Origin of the sequence: Alteromonas mediterranea DE (genome assembly GCF_000020585.3) — a bacterium.
Lineage (GTDB): Bacteria > Pseudomonadota > Gammaproteobacteria > Enterobacterales > Alteromonadaceae > Alteromonas > Alteromonas mediterranea.
On sequence record NC_011138.3, the window covers coordinates 4,018,745 to 4,042,616 of the forward strand.

Sequence of the window (23,872 nt, forward strand, 5' to 3'; positions counted from 1 at the left end):
TCCCTACCGCTTCGCTGGTTTTAGCTTTCAGGTGCTTCCATTTCGCTAAACAATGCATCGATAAATTCTTGCCCGTCGAACTGGCGCAAATCGTCGATGCTCTCACCTACACCAATATACCTTATAGGAATTTTGAACTTATCGGCAATAGAGAATATAACACCACCTTTCGCTGTACCATCTAACTTAGTAAGCGTAATGCCCGTTAGGCCTACTGCCTCGTTGAATAACTTGGCTTGGCTCACTGCGTTTTGGCCGGTTCCGGCGTCTAACGTTAGCATCACTTCGTGGGGCGCATTTGGATTAATCTTCTTCATTACGCGAACCACTTTCTTAAGCTCTTCCATCAAGTTGTTTTTGTTCTGTAAGCGCCCGGCAGTATCAGCAATTAAGATATCGGTTCCACGAGACTTCGCGGCTTCTAGGGCATCGTAAAGTACCGACGCACTATCTGCCCCCGTATGCTGCGCGATAACCGGAATATCGTTGCGTTCTCCCCATACCTGAAGCTGCTCTACAGCTGCGGCTCTGAACGTATCACCTGCAGCAAGCATCACTTTTTTGCCCTGCTGCTGAAACTGCTTAGCCAGCTTACCAATAGTCGTAGTTTTACCTACGCCATTGACGCCCACCATTAAGATAACAAACGGCCCCTCGCTTGCGTCATGCGCCTGCATAACATCAGACAATGGCTGGTTAACTTCCGACAGCATTCCAGACATTCGTTGCTTTAAAATTTCAAGCAGCGCTTCAGCGTCTTTAAGATCTTTGCGCGACGCGCTGTCGGTAAGATGAGTAATGATCTTCTGCGTAGTATCCATCCCCACATCTGCAACTAAAAGCTGAGTTTCTAGGTCTTCGTAAAGCTCATCATCGATAGCCTTGCCCTTGAAAAGACTTACTATGCCGCTACCTAAATTTTCCTTAGTACGCGATAAGCTTTCTCTTAACCGTGCAAAAAGCGATTTCTTCTCTTTAGGTTTGTCTTGGACTTGAGTCTGGGCGTCTGCCTCGGCCTTAGCGCGAGCTTCCGCTTCTTCTTCGGCTTTAGCCTTGGCTTCGGCTTCAGCTTTTAAGCGAGCCTCTTCTTCTGCTTGCGCTTTCGCCTGTGCTTCAGCCTCTGCCTTTAAGCGAGCTTCTTCTTCCGCTTGGGCTTTCGCCTGTGCTTCAGCCTCTGCCTTAGCGCGAGCCTCTTCTTCCGCTTGGGCTTTCGCCTGTGCTTCAGCCTCTGCTTTTAAGCGAGCTTCTTCTTCCGCTTGCGCTTTCGCCTGCGCTTCAGCCTCTGCCTTTAAGCGAGCTTCTTCTTCCGCTTGCGCTTTCGCCTGGGCGTCTGCCTCTGCCTTTAAGCGAGCCTCTTCTTCTGCTTGCGCTTTCGCCTGTGCTTCAGCCTCTGCCTTTAAGCGAGCTTCTTCTTCCGCTTGCGCTTGCGCTTTCGCCTGTGCTTCAGCCTCTGCTTTTAAGCGAGCTTCTTCTTCCGCTTGCGCTTTCGCCTGCGCTTCAGCCTCGGCCTTAGCGCGAGCCTCTGCTTCTTCTTGGGCTTTAGCCTTTGCTTCGGCTTCAGCTTTTAAGCGCGCCTCTTCTTCGGCTTGCGCTTTTTGTTTCTCTGCTTTTTTGTTCTTACTGAACCAGCCAAAAAGTTTCGACATAGTTAGGACAAATCCTTATAAATTCTTTGCAAATTCGGCTACACTTGCCGCCTATTGTATGAACGCATGATACCATTGTCAGCCACTATGAAGCGAGTTTCTCGCCCTACTCGGGCAACATCTTCTGCAAAAAAACGTCATTCTTCTAAAAATGCCAGAGCCCACAGTGCAAATAGCAGCGGGCAAATCCGAATTATTGGTGGACAATGGCGAGGTAGAAAGCTACCTGTGCTTAATGCAGAAGGTTTAAGGCCCACAACCGACAGAAATAAAGAGACGCTGTTTAACTGGTTGATGCCGTACGTAAATAACGCCCGTTGCCTTGATGTTTTTGCTGGTTCTGGCGGTTTAGGCTTAGAGGCACTATCGCGCTATGCTTCACACTGCGACTTTATCGAACTCGATAAGCAGGCCGCTACTCAATTGAAAAGTAATCTCACCTTAGTTAATGCCAGTAATACCGCGGCAACAGGGGTGCATCAAGGTGATGCTTTGAATATATTAAAGGGTATCAGTGACGCGCCTTACGATATTATCTTTGTAGATCCGCCCTTCGCAAAAGGATTAGTCGCTCCCACGCTAGCAGCTATCGTCGATAATAACCTAGTACAAAGCGGCAGTGTTATTTACCTAGAGCACGAAAGCGCTCTCGTTACCCCATTGCTGCCCGCCCACTGGAACATTATTAAAGATAAGCAAACCAGCGCGCTACGCTATATGCTTATAGAAGTGAATTAGGCCGCAACCGTTTATCTGTTACGCGGCGTAATTAAGGTGAAACTCAACGCTTTCTTGTAAAGGGTGGGGCTTGCCTACATCCCTCGAATTAAAGTTCTAGGCCGATATTAGAAATGCCCGCCTCAAGCGCCAGCGCTTTCATTTCATCTGCCGCTTTCGCTGGATACTTGGCTTGCTCTACGTAATCGAGCAATTCGTTTTGCACCTCGACTTCAAATTCCATGAGCGGGTGAACTTTAACGCTCTCGTCGTCGGCTTCTTCTGTGGCAAGTAAGTAGGCCTCTACACTACCCTGAGACAACTTACTAATTACGACGGCACCTTGAGGATCATCCCCCGCCATCAAGTTGAGTAACCCAGCTAACCCAATTGCAGCGTCGATGGCTGGATACACGCCATAATTATCAAATTCACTGGTATCTGGTGTTGCCACCTCTACCTTCTCAAGCTGCACTGCGATATTGGATTTACTTTTAGGCGACTTCAGGGTCTCCCAAACTAAATTTAAGCAATTGCGCAGCGCACTTGCATCACCACTTTCGGTTAAGTCACAAAAAAGGGTGTAGTTAGGCAGCATTCGCTCAAGCAATGCAGCACCAAATGCAACGGCTTTCCAGCCTTCCAGGGCGCGTACTCGCCCAAATGTGTTTAGTTTTTGCTTTGCCATTTACAGTGCTCCAGTGGCATGCATGAAATATGAAGTAACGCCATCAAGCAGCATTTGAATAGCGATCATAACAAGGATCATACCCATTAATCGCTCCATAGCAACTAGACCTCGCTCCCCTAAAATTTTATGAAATACATTTGAAAATAAAAGGATAACAGCGCTTATCGACCACGAAGCGGCAAGCGCTATCGACCAATCAACCATTCTATCTGGTGCCTGATTCGCAAGCAGAATCAGCGCCGCTAATGTGGACGGCCCAGCAATCATAGGAATAGCGAGAGGTACCAGAAACGGCTCTTCACCTACCGCCAATCCGCTGGGGTTACCGGTTGAAGGAAATATCATTTTAAGTGCGATAAGAAACAAAATAATACCGCCTGCTATGCTGACGGTTTCCTGCTCAACGTTCAAAAAATTAAGCACAGATTGCCCGCTGAATAAAAATAGAAATAAGATACCTAGGGCAAACAGTAACTCGCGAATAAGAATAAATTGGCGTCGCTTTGGCTCAATCGATTTAAGCACCGACATGAATACAGGCAAGTTACCGAGCGGGTCCATGATCAAAAAGAGCATGATGGCAGCAGACCAGGTATCCATTTTTAACTATCTCCGGTGTAAGCGTTTGATTGCATAGGCCAACGAGTATAACCCAAGATTGGCTGTGATGGCGCGCAATGGTAAACCAAGCAGCCTAAGTTAAAAACACCTTTTCCTATCAATAGCCTCTTTTACTTAACTTTATATTTAACGTTCTGCCTTTCCTTCATGCTTTACTTGTAAAAAATGCTCGAAAATTAGTAAAAATGCGCTTAACTTGAACCTAGGGATATTATAAGCGACGAAATATGTTAAGTATTTTCATTTTAAACACAGCATTAGCATATTTACCCTAAAGGTGTAATTGAAGGTTTAGGCAAATTATCTGTTTCAGCATTTTACACCGTTTAGCTAATGTTCTATCGAATGGGCTTTTGATGTAATAGCGCTCATTAGCCCTTTTTTATAGGGCGTATAAACCAAAATAATAACAATCTAAATTAGGAAACTATGCAATGAGTTTGATGACAGTAAAAGAAGTGGCAGCATACCTTGGCGTGCAAGAGGTGCGTGTAGAGCGCCTTGAACGCGAGAGCTTGTTAGTATCTAAAGATAAGGATACTGATGGAAACCCACTTTTTGATAGTGGTGATGTAGAGCGCTACAAACAACTTGCAGAGCGCCTTGGTGGTATTTAAGTAGATGAGAAAAGCGCGAGTTTTTACCCGCCGCGCTTTTCAACCGTTACGTTTTTCGCCTTTAGTAGGTAAGCGTGCCATATCAATGTGCACGCTGCCCAAACTTAAGCGTTGAGTTTAAAAGTACGCTTAGGCGGTATAGTTATTAAGCATTCGCGCAATTGAACGAATACCCTTTGCCGTTGCGCCTACCGGCATTTCAGATGTTGCGCCGCCGTGATAGGCCGCCGCTAAATCTAGATGCACCCAGCCTTCTGGTTTTACAAAGCGTGACAAGAAACCAGCAGCGTTAGAAGCACCGCCGCCGCCGCCACCTTTCATGGGACGACTGTTCGCGGTATCTGCGAATGCTGATGGACAGCGCTCTGCATGGAAGTCTTCAAGCGGAAGTGGCCAAAAACGCTCGTTTTCTTCTTTTGCCGCTTTTAGCATTTGCTCGCGGGCATTGTCATCTAGTGAGAATACACCGTGATAGTCAGAACCAAGCGCGACTACCGCAGCACCAGTTAGTGTGGCAGCATCAATAATTAATGGTGCGCCAGTTTCTGTCGCTGCCATCAGGCCATCTGCAAGTACCAAACGACCTTCAGCATCTGTGTTCACCACTTCTACCGTTACGCCATTTTTATAGGTAAGTACGTCACCTAATTTATAAGCGTGACCGCTAATGAGGTTTTCAGCACAACATAGAATTAGCTGAATACGCTTTTCACTGCCTTGGGTAATAGCTAGACCTAGTGCGCCGGTTACCGTCGCGGCCCCGCCCATATCGCACTTCATATCTAGCATACCTTCACTCGATTTGATGCTATAGCCGCCGCTATCAAAGGTAATGCCTTTACCAACGAGTACTGCATCTATCGGAGCTTCTGCATTACCTGTTGGGTTGTAGTCTAGAACAAGCATTGCGGGCGGACGCTTACTGCCACGACCCACGTTATAAATGCCAATCCAGCCTTGCTCTTTAAGCTCTTCCCCAACCGTCATCGAATATGAAACCTTGTCACCACCTAACGACTTAAGCCACTGGGCTGCACGTGTTGCTAAGGTGACGGGGCTTAAATCTTCAGGCGTATCGTTAACTAGCTGACGGGTGAAAAGTAGTGCTGCATATTCTTGCTCAAGTGCAGCTTTGTCTTGGGTTTCTGCCCAGTTAATTGATGCCGGCTTACGTGCGCGGGTAAAGCTAAGTGCAAAGACCCACTGCTGCTCTTTATGCCAGTCACCGCTTAATGACACGGCAGGCAATACTAAGCCGTCTAGCTTTCGTGCCGCTTGTTGAATTAGACGCTCGTTTAGCTTGTCATCAGGTAAGTGAATTACAGCACCTGACTCGTTAAAAGAAAGTTTTGCACTTTCGCCCCATACAGCTTCTGCGCTGTTTTTCGAAAGGCTAACGGTAAATTCTGCCATTGGATTTTATTCCTTATACATCGTTGTGTTGCTGGAAAGCGCGTATTGCGCTTGCACAAATCTTTGTTATGCTTTGCCGCCATATTCTAGGTTTTTACCCCATTTGCCACCTTAACCTTACTGCACTTAGAAGTAAGTAAGGTATTAGCACTAAACGCCTTACCATCGAGGCATTGGCTTAGCAGCGATGGCATAAAACAAGGCCTAACATTCTCTAATTAAAAAGGCGACACATGAAGTTTTCACCTTCTTTACTACGCGGTACGCTTATAAAAAGGTACAAGCGTTTTTTTGCTGACGTCGAACTTGAAGACGGTACTATTGTTACCGCTCATTGCCCTAATACTGGTGCTATGAGTGGCTGCGCTGAGCCTGGCTATACGGTGTTTCTTAGCGAGTCGACTAACCCTAAACGAAAGCTTAAATACACATGGGAACTCGCGCAAACTTTTGACGGCCATTTCATCGGCATTAATACGCACAATGCTAATAAGTTGGTGGCGGAAGCACTCGATAACAAGGTACTGAAGGAATTTTCTGATATAACACGGTGGAAAGCAGAAGTAACACCACCGACAGCGAATAGTCGCTTCGACTTTGCGCTTGAGCGCGAAAATACTCAACACCAAGGTATAATCGAGTATATGGAAGTTAAATCCGTCACCTTAGCGGAAAACTCGAAAGGCTTTTTTCCCGATGCGGTAACCCAGCGCGGCGCGAAACATTGTTTAGAGCTTGCTCGTCTTGCTGAAAGTGGTATAAAGACCAGCCTATTGTTTTGCGTTCAGCATACAGCAATAGAAAGTGTTCAAGTTGCTGAGTACATTGATCCAACTTACGCTGAAAGCGTAAAGAAAGCCGCTGACGCAGGCGTATCCTTACTTGCCGCAAGCTGCATAATAGACGAACAAAAAATCCTATTAAATCAAACACTCCCTTTAATTTTGTAAAAAATAGGTTGATTTTTTTCATTTCGCCTTCATATTTGCGCCTTGTTTTAGTGGGAGAACGCACTAATGCGTTTGCTGGTAGCCAGCTGGCTAAATGAAGAAAAGACACACCAGCATAATAATTACATAGACACGATTGATTGCCTGAAGTTGTCGAGTCTGATATAGATATCGGTCCAATCAGGACAAGATGGATGTCGTAGTGTAGGAGATGTGGCACATGCCAACAGGAAAAGAAACAAAATCCCTAGGACTATTAGCGCTGGCAGGTTTACAGCCATACGAGCCTAAAGCTGACGAAGAATACATGGGCGAGCCCCAGTTAGAACACTTCCGTCTATTGCTTAAAGCTTGGCGCAACCAGCTTCGCGAAGAAGTTGATCGCACGGTAACGCACATGAAGGATGAAGCGGCAAACTTCCCTGACCCTGTAGACCGTGCAGCTCAAGAGGAAGAGTTTAGCCTTGAGTTACGTACACGAGACCGTGAACGTAAGCTAATAAAGAAAATTGAAAAAACGCTTAAGCGAATTGAAGAAGACGATTTCGGCTTTTGCGATTCGTGCGGTATCGAAATTGGTATTCGCCGCTTAGAAGCGCGTCCTACAGCTGACCTATGTATCGACTGTAAGACTATGGCTGAAATCAAAGAAAAGCAGCTCCAAGGTTAAGTTACTAACCCAGAGTATGTTAATTCAGAAAGCCTCATCCCACAAAGATGAGGCTTTTTATTAACTCCCTTTATTATGCATAACCGTTATGTAGGGCGTTTTGCTCCCTCACCTTCTGGCCAACTTCACTTCGGTTCATTGGTAACTGCCGTTGCCAGCTATCTCGACGCTAAAAGCCACAACGGCAAATGGCTGGTTCGTATGGAAGACATTGACGAGCCCCGCTGTATAGCCGGCGTTGATAAAGACATACTTCGCACGCTGGAAGCCCATGGATTACTATGGGACGACGAGGTGCTTTATCAAAGTCAGCAGCACGCACGCTACCAAATTGTACTTGACGAGCTCATTGCGAAAGAGCGCGCTTACTACTGCACCTGTACGCGGAAGCAAATTAAAGCCATGGGCGGTGTTTACAATGGCCACTGTCGTAATAAACACGTGGGTAGTTCACTCCTCCCGTTAAACGATGATAGTGCAGTACGTTTAAAACTTGATGTGCCCCTTGACGCTTTCATCGATGTAATTATGGGTGAGGTTAAGCCCCACGCCGGGCTTTCACTTAACCACCAGCAAACTAACGCTTCTGAGGGCGGGCCTTTCGCTGATGCATTACATGCTGAGGACGTGGTGCTAAAGCGTAGAGATGGCTTATTTTCTTATAACCTTGTTGTTGTTCTTGACGATGTGTTTCAGCAAGTGAACCACGTTATCAGAGGATGTGATTTGATTGATGTTACCCCCTTACAACGGGCGGTGTATCAATCACTTGGTTTTACTTCGCCTGAGTATGGGCACATCCCAGTCGCTGCTGTAGCGCCTGGCAGAAAATTAAGCAAACAAAATCGGGCAGCCCCGGTCAACAACAGCATACCTATCGATAATATCGTGCGCGTAATGCACTTTTTGGGCTTTTCCTTTCCTGGTGCAGCAACGTTTAATAACGTTGAGTCCGTGTTAAATGAGGCAATTTCCATGTGGAGTAGGAAAAAAGTAGTGAAAACAGCCGAAATTATTGTTCCACAGCATGAATCAACTTATTATAACGAACCTTTATAGTCTGCGGAGATACCATCATCATTCATCGTGTTTTTAAATCTGTTAAGCGCGCTTTTTCAAAAGAGAGTTCGTCACCTAACGCTTTAAAGCCAAGGACAATGACCCGTGGAGAGCACGGTATATCTCGTGAAGACATAAGTGCAAATGCATTGAAAGTAATGTATCGCCTTAATGGAGCAGGCTTCGAATCGTATTTGGTTGGAGGCTGTGTGCGCGATATTTTGATGGGGCACGAGCCAAAAGACTTCGACGTGGCAACCAACGCAACGCCAGAGCAAATTAAAGGCCTGTTTAAAAACTGTCGCCTTATTGGAAGACGCTTTCGCTTGGCACATATCGTGTTTGGTCGAGAAATCATTGAAGTGGCCACATTTCGCGGGCACCATCAAGAGTCAGATGAAGACGAAAATGTACCTAAAGCGAAAGTCGTAGCGAAACGGGACTCTCACGGACAGCTCGTAAGGGATAACGTATTTGGCTCGATAGAAGAAGATGCAGAACGCCGCGACTTTACCTTCAATGCCATGTACTACAGCGTGGCAGATTTTACAGTAACAGACTTTGCAAACGGCTTAGCCGCTATAGAAAAGCGTGAAGTTGAGCTTATTGGCGATCCTGAAACCCGCTACCGCGAAGACCCGGTACGTATGTTAAGGGCTGTACGCTTCGCCGTTAAGCTGGGTATGCGCATTGAAGAAAAAACCGCAGAACCCATCAAGCCTCTGGCTAACCTACTGCAAAACATTCCTCCCGCTCGCCTTTTCGAGGAAACGCTAAAGCTGTTTTTATCTGGCAAAGGGGAAGTAACCTTTTTGATGCTGCACGAGTACGGACTAATTGAGCCGCTATTCCCACAGCTGGCGCCATTTTTAAAAGACGAAAATAGCCGAGAAATGCAGTTTGTTCGCCGCGTGCTAGCTAATACCGATGAGCGTATTAATAGTAATCAGCGTGTTACGCCGGCATTTTTATACGCCGCTTTACTGTGGTATCCGGTTGAAGAACAGTCGCAGCATTTACAAAGCGAATCTGGCTTAAATGCCCATGATGCATTCAATATTGCGTCGGGCGAGGTTATTTCCCGTCAAACACAGCGTATTATGATCCCTAAGCGCTTCTCCACCGTGGTGCGAGATATCTGGATTTTACAACAGCGTTTACCAAAACGTTTTGGACGCCGCGCTTTCCAACTGCTAACACATCCTAAATTTAGAGCTGGCTATGACTTTTTACTAGTAAGAGGCCAGGTAGAAGGTGGCGACTTACTAGAGCTAGCGCAGTGGTGGACGCACTTCCAACACGCTGACAACGGCAAGCAGAAGGGCATGTTAAACGCCCTTCGCAAAAGCGAAGGTGGCGCCAAAGGCGGCCCTCGCAAACGCAAGCGTAAACCCGCTAAGCGAGGTCCCGATGCATAAAGAACACGTATATATTGGTGTAGGCAGTAACCTTGGCGATAGTGAAGGTAAAGCCCAAAAAGCATTCGACGCAATGGGCAAGTTAGAAGATACCCGTGTTTTAAAGACCTCGTCACTGTACTCTAGTAAACCAATGGGCCCACAGGATCAGCCAGACTACATCAATGCAGTATGCTTGATAGAAACTGCGTTGAAGCCTCATGGGCTGCTAAAGCAGCTTCAGCGCATAGAGCTTGAAGAGGGCCGTGAGCGCAAAGGCGAACGCTGGGGCCCTCGGACCCTCGATTTGGATATTTTGCTATACGGCAGTGAAAATATTGATACTGCCGACCTAATCATTCCGCACTATGGAATGGCTGAGCGAGAATTCGTCATGGTGCCGCTGTTTGAAATTGCGCCCAATATGGTGATGCACGACGGCAAGCCGATTTCTGCTTGGGTAGCAAACTGCTCCCTAGATGGACTTCGACGCCTACGCTCTTCCAATTAGCCGCAAAATCCGTATAGTTCGCCACACGATATCAACCAATATCAATCTGAGACATGTCATGAAGAAAGTAACAGTTTCGGGTTTGCTTAAGAAAAAGCAGGCCGGAGAAAAGATCACGTCTTTAACCGCTTATGACGCTAGCTTCGCCAAAATGTTCGATGAACAAGGCGTTGACGCGCTTCTTATAGGTGACTCTTTAGGCATGGTTCTTCAAGGTGAAGACGACACCCTCCCCGTCACTATCGATGATATTGCGTATCACACTAAAAGTGTACGTCGCGGTACAGAGCGCGCGTTCGTCTTAGCCGATATGCCATTTATGTCTTATGCCACGCCAGAGCAAACCTATGCAAACGCTGCCAAGTTAATGGCAGCAGGTGCAAGTATGGTAAAGATGGAAGGCGGTAGTTGGTTGTGCGACACCATTAAAGGGCTGAACCTGCGCGGTGTACCTGTTTGTGGCCATTTGGGTTTAACACCGCAATCGGTGCATGTATTTGGCGGGTTTAAAGTCCAAGGTCGTGAGGCAAGCCAAGCAGAGAAGTTATTAAGCGAAGCAAAAGCTCTTGAAGAAGCGGGTATTCAGCTATTAGTCCTTGAATGCGTACCTTCTTCACTAGGCAAAGCTGTTAGCGAAGCACTGACCATTCCTGTCATTGGCATAGGTGCAGGTAAAGATACCGATGGCCAAATTTTAGTGATGCATGACATGTTTGGTATTAGCGCGAATTACATGCCTAAGTTCTCTAAGAACTACCTTGTCGAAACAGGCGATATGCGTAAAGCCGTGTCTAAATACATTGAAGACGTACAAAGCGGTGCGTTCCCATCGCCAGAACACAGCTTTCAGTAACGAGGTTAGATATGAAGGTGATTGATAGTATTTCCACATTGCGCCAAACCGTTAATGCGTGGCGTCGCAATGGCGAGAGTGTAGGGTTTGTTCCCACAATGGGCAACCTGCACGATGGTCACCTTAAGCTTGTTAAAAAAGCTAAGGCGCACAACGACAACGTTGTGGTAAGCATTTTTGTTAACCCAATGCAGTTTGGCGCTAACGAAGACTTAGACGCTTACCCCCGCACCATTGAAGAAGATAAAGCCAAGCTTATTTCAGTAGGTGCAGACGCCGTATTTTTACCGAGTGTAGCTGAAATGTACCCTGCGGGCCTCGATGCCCAAACCTTCGTTGAAGTACCGGGCATTTCAGATTCTCACTGTGGCGCAAGTCGCCCTGGTCACTTTCGCGGCGTCGCTACCGTGGTGACTAAACTGTTTAATATGGTGCAGCCAGACGACGCATTCTTTGGCGAAAAAGACTTTCAACAGTTGCAGGTTATCCGTGCATTGGCCCGCGATTTGTCTATGGCGGTTACCATTCACGGTGTACCCACAGAACGCGAAGCCTCGGGGCTGGCCATGAGCTCTAGAAATGGCTACTTGTCAAAGGAAGAAAAGGCCACCGCGAGTGCTATTTATGAAGAGATGCAGCGCGTTAAAGCAGGTATCGAGGGTGGCAATATTGACTTTTCAGAACTTGAAGACGCGATGGTTACCAACCTTGAAGCCAAGGGCTTTAAAAAAGATTATTGTCAGGTAGTCAACGCAAGCACGTTTAAGGCAGCCACCGCAAACGACAAGGAGCTCGTTCTGTTAGTTGCCATGTTCATGGGAAAAACACGCCTTATTGATAACCTTCAGATTACTCGATAGGGCCTTCTTTTACAGACACCCCAAAGCGGCATGTTAACTCCCACCTCGGGTAAGCGTTCCCAAATACCGCTTAATGACAAAATGAAATTAATAAAAAACGCCCGAGACAGCAGTCTCGGGCGTTTTTTATTTGATTTAAATTGGTTGCCTAACGAACCAGCATCCGTCTAATCGAGCAAATACTCAGGCCCTGTTCTGCTTAAAATAGCTAGGACGCCACCTTTTCAGAATCGCGCACGAAGTTCATCAACTCTGCCCACGCCTGTGTTTCTTTCGCAATAAGATGCTGTTCAGCCAAAATAGCCGCTAAATCGTTATGGCTGGTCAACGGGTTCGCTAACACAACACGAAATACCGTAATACATTGGGAAGGGTAATCAGGCGCTTCTAAGCGCGTACGTGACACAAACGACTTACCCGCTTCACGCTGCTGCTTTTGAACAGCCACAACAAGGGCGTCCACTTTCTCATTAATCGCATTGCGCATGTTGGCATCGGCGTGTTTAAGCTTCTCTTGCACTTCTTCAGGGCACACCCGATAAGTCAGTAGTGATAATGTCGGGGTGGTGGTTAACTCAAAGTCACCCGCTTTGTCTATCATGTGCGAGAAGTCTTTCGCTTTATCAATACTGCGGTCGATAAGTAGCTCGTACCCCTTCCGCCCGAAAATATGCAGGGCGGAATAGACCATCATCGCCATACCGTTACGAGAGCCTTCTAACGTGGTGGCCCCCAAATCCTTCGAACCAGCGCGCAAAATATACTGTGCGTGATGCCTTACTGCATTAGCATTTTGTGGGTCTTTAAATAGGGCCATGCCTGCCCCCATTGGCACATACATTTGCTTGTGGGCATCTATCGTTACCGAGTCAGCGCGCTCAATGCCTTTTAACCTATCGCGATAGCGTGAAGAAAACAGTGTTGCTCCCCCCCACGCGGCATCCACATGGAACCAGCAGCCTAACTCGTTAGCAACGTCTGCTAACTCATCAAGAGGGTCTACGTGCCCGGTTTCGGTAGTACCGCCCACACCCACTATAGCAAGGAGTTTGTTACCCTCTTCCTGATAACGCTTACCAATACGAAGGGCTTTTGCCGGATCAAGGGTTTGTCGCGGCGCCGGGATTGTCAGTAGCTGATCACGACCTAAACCTAGTACATCAACGGCTTTAGACAGAGAGTAGTGACCACGCTTAGAGCACATCACGCCTAAGTTGTTTATATCGAGATGTCGGTATGCCGCTGCCAGACCCGCTTTCGCGACACCACAGAAACCGTCTTGTGGGCCAAGCAGCTTGTTGCGCGCTACCCATAGTGCAGTGATGTTCGCGATGGTTCCGCCTGAGCAAAATGCGCCTAATGAGTGCGCCGCGCTGTGTAAATGATTATCGTAAAAGCGTTGCGGTTGGTCGTACACTAAGTTGTGCATCATACCTAGCACTTGACGCTCTAAAGGCGTGAAGGCTTTCGATGTTTCAATTTTCACCAAGTTCTGATTAAGGCCCACCATTAACTTAGATAACGGCAGATGAAAATAAGGTAGCGCAGAGGTCATATGACCAATAAAAGTCGGTGAATAGGTATTTACAGAATGCGCAACCAGCTTATCAAGTAAGCTTTCAGCATGCGTAGACACAAACTCTGGCGACTCAGGTACTTTCGAGTCTGAGAAGTCTTTTTCAATTTCTTCTAACGATGTCTTCTTTGTCACCACGTGCTGCGACAGAAAATCTAAGATATTGTCAGATAAATGCTGCTCAATTTGAGCCAGCTTTGAGTCTTTGTGTTCAGGTTTGGTAAAGACCCTAAACAGGTGCTCTAAACTAACTTGCGCTTCACCCACTCAACACACCTCATACTTAAAACATTCACACCTTTCGCACTACGTTTATTAGGCGAAATAAACAGGCGGTTTTGTAGGACACCGGCCTGACACTTACTTTTCCTTTCAGCCATCTAGCGTGCACTTATCAGTGCAGCTATTTACTAGCTTATCCGAAAGCGTTACCGGTTAAGCTGAAGTATATTGGCGCGGTCCATTCGTTGCCAAACCTGAAAACTTATCACAACACTTTCAGGGTGTCGCACTTTACATCAGATTGCCTAGCTCGCCAAGAGGCAGCGCTAAGCAATTCGTTGCACAAAACCAGCGATGCAGACTGATTAGTCAGCTTTAATATACAAACCGGCTAACCGTGGAACTCGGTTTACCGATAACAAGCGACCAGAGTGACACACATTACTACTTTAAAATTAGCGCCGCAAAGTTTCACACTCTCTACTATATTTAATTTGTGAATAGTGTTGATGTTGAACGTGCTATACAAATCGAGCGGTATAGGCAGTTAACCCAGCAGTTAATTTATTACGACAATGCAAGGAGGTCGGTTTATGCCCATACGCGAAATATCCGAGGATTTCTCCATTGAAGATATCGTGCCTTATTTTCAGCCTATCGTTGATTTAAACAGTCAAGGAGTGTGGCGTTATGAATGTCTAGCGCGCCTCATTACCCAAGGCGATAAGACGTTTCTTCCCAGCGAGTTTTTATATCTTATTGAGCGTGAGCAGCATGTAAATTCACTGGCTGCAAACATGTTTGTACAGTGCGCGAGCTATTTTCACGACGTAAATATTCCATGGAACATCAACATTACCGCGAAAGATTTAGAGAACAAGGAATTAACCCATACCCTTATTACACATTTAGCAAGCTACCCAACGCCTGAGCGAGTTAGCATAGAAGTGAGCGCATCAACGGCCCTTTCTAACCCCAAAAGTTTAACTACGTTTATAGAAAAAAGCGCGCATGCTGGGCTAGGTGTGTTCGTAGATAATGTGGGGTCGTGCCCGGGAAACATACGTGCGCTAATGAATTTGCCGATAAGGGGAATAAAATTAGCTGGCGGATTAATAAAACATTACGACCAGCAAGAAGCCGTGCGAGAGTATGTGGATTATTTACTGTCGCTGTGTGAACGCCACGGCGTGAGTACTATTGCCGAGCACGTTGAAGACGAGGCTCACTTAGAAAGTGTGAAGCGCTTACCTATTCGCTATGCTCAAGGCTATGTGTTTAGCCCACCACTGGCAAATGTACGAAGCGCTAAAGCCCGTCATTAGACTCGGAGGGTGCGAGCGTTTTCTGTTATTCGCTAATAGACGGCAGATGCCTTGGCATCTGCCTAGTGCATAAAAAAGCGTTTTTGACGTATATCAGCTTTCTTCACTTCGACAATGTAGTTGCCAACATGCTTGCCCACTGCCTCGATATTTTCTTTCAAAGGGGGTCATGTGAACGCTGCCTGTAACCTCAGTTAAATCTGAGATTAACCCGTAGTGCTTTGCGGCCTGCGCAAACTCCATTAAGTAAACCAGCCAGTTGCTGCGCACTTCCACATTGGGCGTTATCGCCATTAAATCGACCATTGCCGCACTGGCATGCCAACGCTTTTGTACCTGAGTTTTCTTTGGATACGGATTGGGGTAAAGCAAGAAGTGCTGGGTAACATTCCAATTCGATTGCTTAACTAAACGCCACAGGTCGTTCACATCAGCGCGGATCACTTTGTAGTTATCCTGCGCTGCGCTGTAGTGTTCATGTTTATCAACGCGAAGCGCTGATTTATCCACACCAATCACGCGGGCATCGGGGTTTGCCCGCGCTATATGGGCCGTGCTTTCACCCACGCCGCAGCAAGAGTCCAAAATCACCTCACCGTCAAAGCCGTCAAGCCACCTACTCACCTCGTCAAACGCCGCTTGGGTATGAGCACTGATAGGCCGCTTATTTTCGCTAACCTGATACTTTTTCACCAAGTCGTCCAGCTTGTCGTGAACGCCTACCTGCGAGGTAGTGATTTCTCTTGAGTTGCCGCTAGCCATTAACTGCGAATACCTTTTCCAGTTTTAAGTAAGTAGTAAGCTACGCTAAATAGCAGCGCATTAAAGCCCACCAGCAAGCTTAAAGACAGGGTGATATCCACGTCGGATACACCCAAAAAGCCATAGCGGAAGCCATTCACCATATACACAACAGGGTTCGCTTTACTTACCCACTGCCAAAATTCGGGTAACAAAGTAAGAGAATAAAATACCCCGCCTAAATAAGTTAACGGTGTTAAAACAAACGTAGGCACAACGCTAATATCATCGAAGGTTTTCGCAAACACGGCGTTAATTAAACCTGCTGTAGCGAACAAGGTAGAGGTAAGCAATAAGGTTATCGCAATAATGCCAAGATGGTGAATTTGCACGTCGACAAAGAAAAGCGATACCAAGGTCACAATAATGCCAATGAGTATAGCCCGAGCGACACCGCCACCGACGTACCCTAAAATAATGACCGATGTTGGCACCGGAGAGACTAATAGCTCCTCAATATTGCGCTGAAACTTAGCGCTAAAAAACGATGAAGACACGTTCGCATATGAGTTTGTGATAACAGACATCATTATCAGCCCAGGAACAATAAACTTCATGTAGGTAAAGCCGCCCATTTCGCCTATACGGTTACCAATAAGGCTTCCAAATATGACGAAGTACAAGCTCATCGTAATGGCCGGCGGTACAAGGGTTTGTACCCATATGCGCAAAAAGCGCGTGCATTCTTTTATCCAGATAGTGGTTAGGGCCACGTAGTTTTGCTTAAACCACCCTACGTTTTGTTCTGTATTCATTTGTGTACTTTCAGTTTTCATTAATTCTCACCTTTCCCGTTTTTCGCTTAGCCGGCTTGCTTTGCCGATTCAACTAAACGTACAAACAACTCTTCAAGGCGATTTGATTTGTTGCGCATGCTCATAACCTGAACGCCTTTTTCACTTAACTGGGTGAACACTGGGTTTAGGCCTTCGGTTTTCTCTACGTCTACTTCAAGGGTGTGGTCGTCAATAAGCCGGTGTTCAAAACCGGCCAGTAAGCCACTGGCCTTTGCGGCGGTTTCAGGTATTTTGATGTCCAGCACAAAGGTTTCTACGTTCAGCTTCGAAAGCAGCGCTTTCATACTGGTATTTTCTACGATGGTGCCTTTGTTAATAATAGCGATGTTACGGCACAGCATTTCTGCTTCTTCAAGGTAGTGGGTAGTGAGGATAATAGTGATGCCTTGACGATTGATCTCTTCTAAAAAGCCCCACATAGAGCGGCGAATTTCAATATCAACACCCGCGGTTGGCTCGTCGAGAATAAGCAATTTAGGTTCATGCATAAGCGCGCGAGCTATCATTAGCCTGCGCTTCATACCGCCAGATAATTCGCGAGCCCGTGCATCGCGCTTTTCCCATAAGTCTAGTTGGGCCAAGTACTTTTTAGCGCGCTCCTTGGCTACGCTACGCGGAACGCCATAATAGCCCGCTTGGTTGAGCACAATTTGCAATACGGTTTCAAACTGATTGAAATTGAACTCTTGCGGCACTAACCCTATACAGGCTTTAGCTTGTTCTTTCTGCGTTGTGAGGTCGTAACCAAACACAGAAACGCTTCCGTTTGTTTGGTTAACCAATGAACTGATGATACCAATAGTGGTAGATTTACCCGCCCCATTCGGACCAAGTAGTGCGAAGAAGTCCCCTTCTTGCACGGTGAGATCTACGCCTTTTAGCGCTTGCACACCGCCTTTATAGGTTTTCGTTAACCCCTGAATATCCAACGCTTTCATGATTTACCTGTGTTGAGAGTGTGACATCTAACCCGCGTAGGTAAGATTTGGTTATCTTAATTGACAAAGTGTAACCTAGTTCATGCTATTAAATGAATACACTCGCGCTTAGTGGTTGCTTTAAACGGTTTAAGGAGTAGTAAGTGATAGCAAAAGCGCCAATTTCAACCTTAACTGTAGATACAGTTTTAAAAGCGAAGCGACACTTTTTTAAAGGTGAGGCTTAAACAAAAACGCGCTGTGTACCGTTGGGGTAGCACACAGTGCAAAGGGTAGTTTTTTAGCGTAGAAGTTCAGCCTTACCGCTTCTACGGTAGAATCAGTTAGCTTATTGACTACAGGGCTTTGCGGCCATGATGTCTAGCGAGCTAACCTTCATCAGGCACAAGATATTTAACCCCACATTCATGGCATAAAAAGCCGTCAATTATGGAAATGTTGTGTTGCTTTTTAAAGGCCGCTAATCTGTGGCGGGGTCTAGCCTAGCACGCCGTACAGCCTACAACGCTTAGGGGGAGACTGGGGTGAGGGCGTCTAAATACGTATCTCAAATATGGCATAAATGAGGCGGGCTTATGGATTTTATGTCGAACTTAAGCAAACCGCCGTTTTCACAGGTATAGTGTGCGCTCTATAACATTTTAAATTGCGGATTAATGTATGCCAAAGACAATCGCATTAGTAGAAGATGACGCAGCCATTCGAGAAAACTACATTATGGCGCTAAAAGCGCAGGGCTATAGCGTTAACGCATATGAAGATAGGCCATCTGCTGCTGAGGCGTTTAACCATACGCTGCCTGATTTGGCCATTATAGATATTGGCTTAAAAGATGAAATAGAAGGTGGTTTCATGCTGTGTCAGCAGCTTAGAGGGCTATCGCAAACGCTGCCTATTATCTTTTTTACCGCCCGAGATAACGATGTGGATACTATAAGTGGCCTTAGAATGGGTGCAGACGACTACCTGACTAAAGACATTAGTATGGCCCACTTATTGGCGCGTATCGCTGCGTTATTTAGAAGAACAGACTTACTTGCTGCCCCCTCTGAGCAAAAAGATGAGCTTAAAGTAGGCGATTTGAAAGTGGATGTGTCGCGAATGACCGTAAGTTGGCAGAACCAAGCGGTTTTGCTTACTGTTACCGAGTTTTGGATGTTGCACGCCCTTATTAAGCGACCGGGGCATGTAAAAAGCCGCCAACAGTTAATGGACGAGTCTCGCATGGTGGTAGACGACACCACCATTACTTCCCATATAAAGCGTATGCGTAAAAAGTTTGTGCAGTTAGACCCTAACTTTGATCACATCGATACGGTGTACGGCATGGGTTATCGCTGGCAGCTTTAAGGGGCTAGTGGCACAGCGTAATACAAAATAACGGTATCTAGGGGGCAATATGATAGGGCGAGTAAACGAGTTTGTGTACCAGGGCTAAATAACAAGGCTGTGTATTAAAATCATGGGATTTCGCTTTTCTATTCGCCTTCAGCTTATGGTGCTGTCGCTGTTTTTGTTCACCATCCCCTACCTGGGTTACAACTACGTGTGGGAGCTTGAGCAGTACCTGCGTAACGGCCAAGAACAAACCATGATTGGCACCGCCCGCGCTGTTGCCACCGCACTTCATGAACGTCCTGCGCTTTTTGATAGCCAATCGGCATACCTTCAAGACGTACGCCCCGGCACTGATCTTTACGCCCTGCCTATTCCGTCGCCCATTCGCCTTGATGGCGAACTCAACGACTGGCAGCAAGTCAGTGAGTTAATAAGTGAATATGATGGTGATGAGGTTATCGAGTATTACAACGGGTACGACGGCAAGCCGACCAGCTTGTCTTTTACACACATGGTAGGCCGCTATGGGCAGTTTCTTTATGCCATGTTTGAAGTTAGCGATGACACTCTGTTATGGCGTCAGCCCAATAGTTTAAGCGTCGAAACCGGCGACCACCTGCTGATTGGCATGGAAACGCCACAAGGTGAATTGGCAAGATATGTTGTTGCGCCGTATGAAAGCGGTTGGGTTAACGCCTATAAGTTAGCGAAAAACACTACAACGACGCGAGCGGTAGAGAACGCGCTATCGATACAAGGCCGCTGGCAAGAAACCGCGACAGGTTACAACATTGAGCTACGCTTTCCGCTGTCGATGACCACTGGCGGTTTAGCTTTTACCCTCGTCGATGTAGATAATAGTACGAACCGGCTTAAGCAGTACGCGTTAGGTAGCGCTAACACTAAGGTGCTTAGTGAGCTTGGCACGGTTATCACCCCCTCCCCCGAAATAGAGCGCATACTGGCTGGGCTAAAATATGCCGACTCTCGCGTATGGGTGGTAGATAAACACAAGCGAGTACTCGCCCGCGCTGGCGATATTCAGTCAGCAACGGGTATTGAAGTGGATAAAAAAGAATCACCGTCTAACCCCGTTTGGCACTGGGTTGAAAGTAAGTGGTTACTTCCTCTTTATTACCAAATTCTTACACGCCCACCGGCTGACTTTATTGACGAGCTTGACGACGCATACGCCCTTGTAGGGCAAGACTTAGGCACCGTACTGAACGGTCAGCCCGAGTCATTATGGCGCTTGTCACCTGATAACAAAGCCATAGTACTTTCCGCCGCCTACCCTATTTTTATTGAAGGTAACGTAATGGGCGCGGTTATCGTTGAGCAAACGACAAACGGCATACGCACGTTAAGAAACCGTGCATTAGAACAGTTATTTCACGTGATATTAGCGGTGATGAGTATAGGTACCTTAGGCCTGCTGCTGTTTGCTACGCGCATTTCCAATCGCATTCGCTCGCTGAGAGATGATACTGAAGCCGTTATTGACGATAACGGAAAAATTATTGGCACCTTGCCGGCATCTAATCAGCGAGATGAAATTGGCGACCTATCCCGCTCTTTCGCCGATGTTCTTTCACGCTTGCAGCAATATAACTCCTATTTGGAAAATATGGCGTCACGTTTATCTCACGAGCTAAGAACGCCTATTGCAGTGGTAAAATCGTCACTAGATATGCTTTCTCATGTTAACGACACGTCGCAACAAGCGGTATTCGTAGAGCGCGCTCAGTCTGGTGTGAATCGCTTAAGCACTATCTTAAACAGCATGAGTGAAGCGACCCGCCTTGAACAAGCCATTGCTCAAGAAGATATGGCCCAGTTTAATATTGTTGAAGTAATACAGGGGTGCGTTGAAGGTTATAAACACGCTTATGCGCAAAGGATTTGGCGCTTTTCAACGTCAGATAATACGCTACCCGTTTATGGCTCTGCTGAGTTAGTGGCTCAACTCTTTGATAAGGTTATTTCAAACGCGGTAGATTTCAGCCAAGACAACGACGAAATTGTGATTTCTCTTGAAAAAAAAGACAAGCAGGTGTTTTTGAGCGTAAGCAACCCTGGTCCGTTATTGCCACAAGGTATGAAAAGCCAGCTAACCCAGTCTATGGTATCGGTTAGAAAAGAAAACGAGATGCAAAATACCACTCACTCCCCCCATTTAGGTCTCGGCCTGTACATCGCTAATATGATTGCAAATTTTCATAAGGGCCAGCTTTTACTGAACGACAAGACAGATGGCACTGGGGTTATTGTCACTATTACTTTCCCATTATGATCATTGATGCTTGGCACGAGACCAACCACAGTGACTTGCAAATAGCATCCCTTTTGTTAGTTAGCCCCCTTATTAAAGCCTTTAAAAAAACTGGAAAATCAGCAACTTGTGTTATAGCACCCGAGTCTACTAACCCTTCAGTTTAGCAATATTAAAATCTCCTTTTAAAATGCAATAATGAGAATGTTTATCATTTATATTTACATTAGCCGTCTGATTACATAAACTTCGTCGTCCTTACACACACTCAAGGGAAACAGAATGAAAAACACTAAATTAACGATGGGTGCACAAACCATCGCCGCGGCGCTGGCATTTGGCGGCGGTGCAGTTATGGCACAGGAAAGTGTAGAGAAGTGCGAAGATGCGACATCTGCTGAATGTAAAGCAGCATCTGATGAAGCCATAGAGCTCATTCGCATTCATGGCGTTCAGCAATCTATCTACCGCTACAACAAGTCTGGCGATCCTCGACGCTTAGCGGACTTAGTCGATACACCACAAACCATTAGTGTTCTTACTCAAGACCAAATTCAAGAAAGCGGAAGAACCGACCTTAAAGACATTTTACAAGCGCAAGCTGGTGTAACGTTAGGTACTGGTGAGAATGGTAATGCTTTTGGTGACCGCTACATCATTCGTGGCCACGAAGCGCGCAGTGACGTATTTGTTGATGGTCTGCGCGACCCGGGTATGACAACACGTGAAAGTTTCGCAACCGAGCGTGTTGAAATTACTAAAGGCCCGAGCTCTACTTTCGCAGGCCGTGGCTCTTCAGGTGGTGCGGTTAACTCTATCACCAAAAAGGCGTCTACCGCTTATAACTTCGGCCGTGTTGATGCCGCAGTTGGTACCGATGAGCACATGCGTTTAACCGTTGATTTAAACAAAACGCTTAGTGAAACCAGCGCAGTGCGATTAAATGGCCTTTATTCTTCTGAAGATAAGCCAGGACGTGAAGGCATTGAGCGTGACCGTGAAGGTGTGCAGCTTTCTTATGTGAATCAGCCTACTGACCGCTTGTCGTTCACTGGCGACTTGTATTACCTCAATGCAGAAGACATTCCTGACCTAGGTAGCTATTACGATCGTGATGCAGGCTACCCGCTTGAAGATATACCTGTGTATGCACAAGACGAGGACTTCCAGAACTCGGAAGTGACCACATTCACCTTGCGTACTGAGTATGACATTAGCGATAACGTGCGTTTTTATAACGCAACCCGTGTAGGTAAAACGGAAAACGAATATATTACGACAGGTATGCGCGGCACGAACCGTGACGCAACAGACCCTACTGCACCAGGGGCGTATACGCTTTCATTGAGCAACCACCAAGGTTGGCAGGAAGTTGACTATGTAACTACACAGTTTAACCTTTTTTGGGATACGGCTTTCGCAGGCGTTGACCACCGCTTTGTATTCGGTTTTGAATATACCGATGAGTCGGTAGACAACGGCGTGTTCAATATGGATTACACCAATCCATCAAACTGTTTAACCAGCGGCCGCCGCGGTGTATCTGAAAGCTATTGCTTGTTAGATGGCAGTGGCAACGAAGTTGAAAACATCAGTGGATTAATGGGCAAAGCCTTCACACGTGGTGATGCAGATGCGCTGTTTGATATTGAAACCTACTCACTCTATGTTATGGACACCTTTGAACTTACCGATGACCTTAACGTTTTCGCCGGTCTTCGTGTAGATAGCTACGATTACACCAATGCAACGTCAGGACGCAGTGGTGATCAGCTTTATGCCTTCGAGGATGAACTGTACAACGGTCATTTAGGCTTAGTTTACGACGTAACTGAAAACGGCAATATCTACGCCTCGTATAGCACGGCAACCAACATAAACGGCGGTGAGTCAGATCTTGGTGCTAACTGTGGTTATGGCGGTATTTGTGGTACACCAGAACAAGCATCTCAAGCAGACCCAGAACAAGTAGAAAACATTGAGTTAGGTACCAAATGGTCACTGTTCGATGAAAAGCTAGTCGCCAATGCAGCACTTTTCCGTATCACCAAAAGTGATGTACATGAAAGTGTAGGTGATGCCTACTCAACGCTTGGCACATTGAATACCGGTGAAAACCGCGTAGAAGGTATTGAGTTTGGTTTAAGCGGTGACATTACCGATAAGCTTAGCATTCAGGCGTCTGCTGCGTTCATGGACTCAGAAGTGCTTAAATCATACAGTGAAGATAACCTTGGCTTAGCACTAAGTAACTTTGCTGATGAGAGTTTCTATATTCAAATGCGTTATCAGCCTAACGAGAAATTTGCCTTTGGTGGAGACTACAGCTATCAGTCAGAAATGTATGGTGGTCAACCAGATACTGCAGCTGGCTATAGCGCTGAAACCGGAGAGTACTCTATCGTAGTTCCTGATTATCAAGTGGTTAATCTATTTGCTAACTACTATCACTCAGAGTCACTAACTTTCCGTGTTAACATTGGAAACTTGTTTGACGAAGAATACTGGACGGCAGCCTACCGTTCTGGCGCCTTCATGTATATCGGTGATGGTCGCAACATTACAGGTACCGTTAGCTACGAATTTTAATGCTAGTAT

General features: G+C 46.4%; 21 protein-coding genes. 13 read left to right on the forward strand and 8 right to left on the reverse strand.

Annotation, left to right across the window (positions count from 1 at the left end; genetic code table 11):
- Window positions 1-20: 20 nt before the first annotated feature.
- Complete coding sequence (gene ftsY, locus MADE_RS17815) at window positions 21-1,646, reverse strand: signal recognition particle-docking protein FtsY (protein ID WP_012519856.1); 1,626 nt, start codon at window positions 1,644-1,646, stop codon at window positions 21-23.
- Between the two features lie 66 nt (window positions 1,647-1,712).
- Here ftsY and rsmD point away from each other — a divergent pair, with 66 nt between their 5' ends.
- Window positions 1,713-2,384: a 16S rRNA (guanine(966)-N(2))-methyltransferase RsmD gene (rsmD, locus tag MADE_RS17820; protein WP_023559942.1), complete on the forward strand. Its 672-nt coding sequence runs from the start codon at window positions 1,713-1,715 to the stop codon at window positions 2,382-2,384.
- A gap of 88 nt (window positions 2,385-2,472) precedes the next feature.
- On the opposite strand, the gene MADE_RS17825 is transcribed toward rsmD, so the two are convergent.
- Both MADE_RS17825 and MADE_RS17830 read right to left on the reverse strand, forming a co-directional pair.
- Window positions 2,473-3,051: a YjaG family protein gene (locus MADE_RS17825; RefSeq protein WP_012519854.1), complete on the reverse strand. Its 579-nt coding sequence runs from the start codon at window positions 3,049-3,051 to the stop codon at window positions 2,473-2,475.
- Complete coding sequence (locus tag MADE_RS17830; RefSeq protein ID WP_012519853.1) at window positions 3,052-3,654, reverse strand: YhgN family NAAT transporter; 603 nt, start codon at window positions 3,652-3,654, stop codon at window positions 3,052-3,054.
- Window positions 3,655-4,109: 455 nt separating this feature from the next.
- On the opposite strand from MADE_RS17830, the gene MADE_RS17835 reads away from it, so the two are divergent.
- On the forward strand, window positions 4,110-4,292 hold the full coding sequence (locus MADE_RS17835) for a hypothetical protein (protein ID WP_012519852.1): 183 nt from the start codon (window positions 4,110-4,112) through the stop codon (window positions 4,290-4,292).
- Between the two features lie 129 nt (window positions 4,293-4,421).
- On the opposite strand, the gene pepB is transcribed toward MADE_RS17835, so the two are convergent.
- Window positions 4,422-5,705, reverse strand: a complete 1,284-nt coding sequence (gene pepB, locus MADE_RS17840; RefSeq protein ID WP_012519851.1) for an aminopeptidase PepB — start codon at window positions 5,703-5,705, stop codon at window positions 4,422-4,424.
- Between the two features lie 233 nt (window positions 5,706-5,938).
- Here pepB and sfsA point away from each other — a divergent pair, with 233 nt between their 5' ends.
- The 7 genes from sfsA to panC all read left to right on the forward strand — a co-directional run bounded on the left by sfsA (window position 5,939) and on the right by panC (window position 12,005).
- Entirely contained in the window at window positions 5,939-6,655 is a 717-nt protein-coding gene (sfsA, locus tag MADE_RS17845) for a DNA/RNA nuclease SfsA (RefSeq protein ID WP_012519850.1), read from the forward strand.
- Window positions 6,656-6,875: 220 nt separating this feature from the next.
- Complete coding sequence (gene dksA, locus MADE_RS17850; RefSeq protein ID WP_012519849.1) at window positions 6,876-7,325, forward strand: RNA polymerase-binding protein DksA; 450 nt, start codon at window positions 6,876-6,878, stop codon at window positions 7,323-7,325.
- 75 nt (window positions 7,326-7,400) lie between these two features.
- Window positions 7,401-8,384: a tRNA glutamyl-Q(34) synthetase GluQRS gene (gene gluQRS / locus MADE_RS17855; protein ID WP_012519848.1), complete on the forward strand. Its 984-nt coding sequence runs from the start codon at window positions 7,401-7,403 to the stop codon at window positions 8,382-8,384.
- A gap of 98 nt (window positions 8,385-8,482) precedes the next feature.
- Window positions 8,483-9,802: a polynucleotide adenylyltransferase PcnB gene (gene pcnB / locus MADE_RS17860; RefSeq protein WP_012519847.1), complete on the forward strand. Its 1,320-nt coding sequence runs from the start codon at window positions 8,483-8,485 to the stop codon at window positions 9,800-9,802.
- Window positions 9,795-10,292 carry a 2-amino-4-hydroxy-6-hydroxymethyldihydropteridine diphosphokinase gene (folK, locus tag MADE_RS17865; protein WP_012519846.1) on the forward strand — a complete coding sequence of 166 codons (498 nt, stop codon included), beginning with the start codon at window positions 9,795-9,797 and terminating at the stop codon, window positions 10,290-10,292. The genes pcnB and folK overlap by 8 nt, the downstream gene beginning before the upstream one ends.
- A 58-nt stretch (window positions 10,293-10,350) precedes the next feature.
- Window positions 10,351-11,145 (forward strand): 3-methyl-2-oxobutanoate hydroxymethyltransferase, encoded by a 795-nt coding sequence (gene panB, locus MADE_RS17870; protein WP_012519845.1) that lies wholly within the window; start codon window positions 10,351-10,353, stop codon window positions 11,143-11,145.
- A gap of 11 nt (window positions 11,146-11,156) precedes the next feature.
- Window positions 11,157-12,005: a pantoate--beta-alanine ligase gene (gene panC / locus MADE_RS17875; protein ID WP_012519844.1), complete on the forward strand. Its 849-nt coding sequence runs from the start codon at window positions 11,157-11,159 to the stop codon at window positions 12,003-12,005.
- Window positions 12,006-12,213: 208 nt separating this feature from the next.
- Here the strand turns inward: panC and panP are convergent, their stop codons facing one another.
- Entirely contained in the window at window positions 12,214-13,848 is a 1,635-nt protein-coding gene (panP, locus tag MADE_RS17880; RefSeq protein WP_012519843.1) for a pyridoxal-dependent aspartate 1-decarboxylase PanP, read from the reverse strand.
- A 548-nt stretch (window positions 13,849-14,396) separates the two neighbouring features.
- Between panP and MADE_RS17885 the strand changes: the two genes are divergently transcribed.
- Window positions 14,397-15,128, forward strand: coding sequence for an EAL domain-containing protein (locus MADE_RS17885; protein WP_012519842.1), 732 nt, complete (start codon window positions 14,397-14,399; stop codon window positions 15,126-15,128).
- A gap of 93 nt (window positions 15,129-15,221) precedes the next feature.
- Here the strand turns inward: MADE_RS17885 and trmB are convergent, their stop codons facing one another.
- Genes trmB through MADE_RS17900 form a run of 3 tightly spaced genes read right to left on the reverse strand, consistent with a single transcriptional unit; the run spans window position 15,222 to window position 17,664 of the window.
- Window positions 15,222-15,890, reverse strand: coding sequence for a tRNA (guanine(46)-N(7))-methyltransferase TrmB (gene trmB / locus MADE_RS17890; RefSeq protein ID WP_012519841.1), 669 nt, complete (start codon window positions 15,888-15,890; stop codon window positions 15,222-15,224).
- The gene (locus MADE_RS17895; RefSeq protein ID WP_012519840.1) at window positions 15,890-16,705 is read right to left on the reverse strand and encodes an ABC transporter permease; all 816 of its coding nucleotides are present in this window, start codon (window positions 16,703-16,705) and stop codon (window positions 15,890-15,892) included. The genes trmB and MADE_RS17895 overlap by 1 nt, the downstream gene beginning before the upstream one ends.
- A 26-nt stretch (window positions 16,706-16,731) precedes the next feature.
- Window positions 16,732-17,664 carry an ABC transporter ATP-binding protein gene (locus MADE_RS17900; protein ID WP_012519839.1) on the reverse strand — a complete coding sequence of 311 codons (933 nt, stop codon included), beginning with the start codon at window positions 17,662-17,664 and terminating at the stop codon, window positions 16,732-16,734.
- Between the two features lie 660 nt (window positions 17,665-18,324).
- Here MADE_RS17900 and pdsR point away from each other — a divergent pair.
- The 3 genes from pdsR (at window position 18,325) to MADE_RS17915 (ending at window position 23,863) form a co-directional block, all read left to right on the forward strand.
- Entirely contained in the window at window positions 18,325-19,014 is a 690-nt protein-coding gene (gene pdsR / locus MADE_RS17905; RefSeq protein ID WP_012519838.1) for a proteobacterial dedicated sortase system response regulator, read from the forward strand.
- Window positions 19,015-19,126: 112 nt separating this feature from the next.
- On the forward strand, window positions 19,127-21,295 hold the full coding sequence (gene pdsS, locus MADE_RS17910) for a proteobacterial dedicated sortase system histidine kinase (protein WP_012519837.1): 2,169 nt from the start codon (window positions 19,127-19,129) through the stop codon (window positions 21,293-21,295).
- Between the two features lie 261 nt (window positions 21,296-21,556).
- Entirely contained in the window at window positions 21,557-23,863 is a 2,307-nt protein-coding gene (locus tag MADE_RS17915; protein ID WP_012519836.1) for a TonB-dependent receptor, read from the forward strand.
- The last annotated feature ends 9 nt before the right edge of the window (window positions 23,864-23,872 follow it).